The organism is Asticcacaulis biprosthecium C19, assembly GCF_000204015.1.
Classification (GTDB): Bacteria; Pseudomonadota; Alphaproteobacteria; order Caulobacterales; family Caulobacteraceae; genus Asticcacaulis; species Asticcacaulis biprosthecius.
Genome location: NZ_GL883081.1, coordinates 150,972 through 153,663 on the forward strand (window position 1 = coordinate 150,972; position 2,692 = coordinate 153,663).

At 61.9% G+C, this 2,692-nt stretch carries 2 protein-coding genes; both read left to right on the forward strand.

Features of this window, described 5'->3' with window-relative positions; translation table 11 throughout:
- The first annotated feature begins 140 nt into the window (after positions 1 to 140).
- Entirely contained in the window at positions 141 to 1,016 is an 876-nt protein-coding gene (gene galU, locus ABI_RS22740; protein WP_006275425.1) for a UTP--glucose-1-phosphate uridylyltransferase GalU, read from the forward strand.
- 86 nt (positions 1,017 to 1,102) lie between these two features.
- Entirely contained in the window at positions 1,103 to 2,605 is a 1,503-nt protein-coding gene (locus tag ABI_RS22745) for a phosphomannomutase/phosphoglucomutase (RefSeq protein ID WP_006275426.1), read from the forward strand.
- Positions 2,606 to 2,692 lie beyond the last annotated feature (87 nt).

A 2,692-nucleotide genomic window follows, 5' to 3' on the forward strand; every position in this document is an offset into this window, starting at 1 on the left:
GTCCGGATCGAAACGCGCTCCAAGCAAGAATTTTTCATGACGGTGGTTGCCGTTTTCGCGTCTGCGCACTAACGTGCCGCCGCTGTTCATAATTTCACGCCGTATAGGCGGATTTGCCACATCGATTTTAAGGGGTTCACGTGTCACATAAACGCGTTCGCAAGGCGGTCGTTCCCGTCGCCGGTCTGGGTACCCGCGTCCTTCCCGGTACGAAAGTCGTCCCCAAGGAACTGCTGAACGTCGTCGACCGTCCCATCCTGTCCTATGTCGTCGCCGAGGCCCGCGCCGCCGGCATCGAGCATTTCGTCTTCGTCACCGGCCGCTCCAAGGGCGCTATCGAAGACTATTTCGACCACCAGGTCGAACTCGAATCGCAACTGCGCGACAAGAACAAGACCGCCATCCTCGACGAACTCCTGGCCGAACTGCCGACCGAAGGCGAGATGAGCTTCGTGCGCCAGATGCAGCCCAAGGGCCTGGGCCACGCCGTCTGGTGTGGCCGCGACATCATCGGTGATGAGCCCTTCGCCGTCATCCTGCCCGACATGGTCATGGACGCAGAAGTTCCGGCCCTCAAACAAGCCATCCAGGCCTACGACCAGGTCGGCGGCAATATCATCGTCGTCGAAGCCGTTCCCCACGAACAGACCCACCAATACGGTGTCGTCGCGCTCGAAAAGCAGGACGGCAGACTCAATAAGATGACCGGCATGGTCGAAAAGCCGCCCCAGGGCACGGCTCCGTCCAACCTGATCGTCTCGGGCCGCTACATCCTGCAACCCGAAATCTTCGAGCTGCTCGCCACCCAGGGCCGCGGCGCCGGCGGCGAAATCCAGCTTACCGACTCGATGTTCCGTCTGATGGAAACCCAGAGCTTCCATGCGCTGGAATATGATGGTACGACCTATGACTGCGGCGACAAGATCGGCCTGCTGCGCGCCAATGTTGCTCTCGCGTTAAAGCGTGCCGACCTGGGCGAAGCCGCCCGCGTCGCATTGTCCCCTTATTTTTCGTAGAGCACAAGCGGGGGCAACACCCGCCGGGAAGACACGTCCGCCTGCCCCCGCTGCCTCAACCTTCATTTGTTTGTGAGAGATAGATCATGTCCGTAAAGCCCCTCCCCGCCATTGCCGAGAACACCTTCGAATTCGAAACCATACCGCTGGTCAAGGCGACCGGTTTCCGCGAATACGACGCCCGCTGGTTGTTCGGCAAGGAGATCAACCTGCTGGGCATCCAGGCCCTGGGCCTGGGCCTGGGCACCTATATCCACGAACGCGGCGTCGCACCCAAACTGGTCACCGGCCACGACTACCGTTCCTATTCGATCAACATCAAAAACGCCCTGATCCTGGGCCTGGTCCAAGCTGGCATCGAAGTCATCGACATCGGGCTTTGCCTGTCGCCGATCGCCTATTTCGCCCAGTTCGACCTCGACGCCCCCTGCGTCGCCATGGTCACCGCTTCGCACAACGACAACGGCTGGACCGGCGTCAAGATGGGTGCCCAGGCGCCCCTGACCTTCGGCCCGGAAGAAATGACCCGCCTTAAGGACATCGTTCTCGGCGGTCTCGGCGTAGAACGCCCCGGCGGCTCGTTGAAGCAGGTCGACGGCGTGCAGCAACGCTACATGGACGACGTCGCCTCCAAGCTCAAACTCAAGCGCAAGCTGAAGGTCGTCTGCGCCTGCGGCAACGGTACGGCCGGCGCCTTCGCCCCTCAGGTGCTTCGTGCCATGGGTGCCGAGGTCATCGAGATGGACTGCAACCTCGACTCGACCTTCCCGAAATACAACCCCAATCCCGAAGACCACGAAATGCTCCACGAGATGGCCAAGGCCGTCAAGGAACACGGCGCCGACCTGGCGCTCGGCTTCGACGGCGATGGCGACCGCTGCGGCGTGGTCGACAACACTGGTCAGGAGATCTTTGCCGACAAGATCGGCCTGATGCTGGCCCGCGACCTGTCGGGCATCTACCCGAACGCCACCTTCGTCGTCGACGTGAAGTCGACCGGCCTCTACGCCACCGACGAGGTGCTGAAGGCCAATGGCGCCACCACCGTCTACTGGAAAACCGGCCACAGCTACATCAAGCGCAAGACCGCCGAACTGAAGGCTTTGGCCGGCTTTGAAAAGTCGGGCCACTTCTTCCTCGCCAACCCGATCGGCCGCGGCTACGACGACGGCCTGGTCGCCGCCGAAGCCATCCTGTCGATGATGGACCGCAATCCGGACAAGACCCTCTCGCAACTGAAGGACGCCCTGCCCCAGGCCTTCACCTCCCTGACCATGTCGCCGCATTGCGCCGATGAGCTCAAGTACGAGGTCCTGGAGCGCATCGTGAAAGAGTACGAGGCCCTGGGCGCCGCCGGTGGCGAGATCCTGGGCCGCAAGATCAAGGAAGTCATCACGGTCAACGGCGCTCGCGTCCACCTGGAAGACGGTTCGTGGGTCTTGGTCCGCGCCTCGTCAAACAAGCCGGAGTTGGTCGTAGTGGTCGAATCCCTGCGTTCGGAAGACGACATGCGCGATCTGTTCCGCAAGGAAGTGAAACCGCGCCTGGCGGCCTATCCCGAAATCGGCAGCTACAACCAGGAAATCTAGCAGGGGCTCAGCCCCTGCTCCCGGACTCGCGACAGCGCTTCCGGCGCTCAACTTCCTTATCCTCCCTCGCGTGCGGGGGGAGGTGTC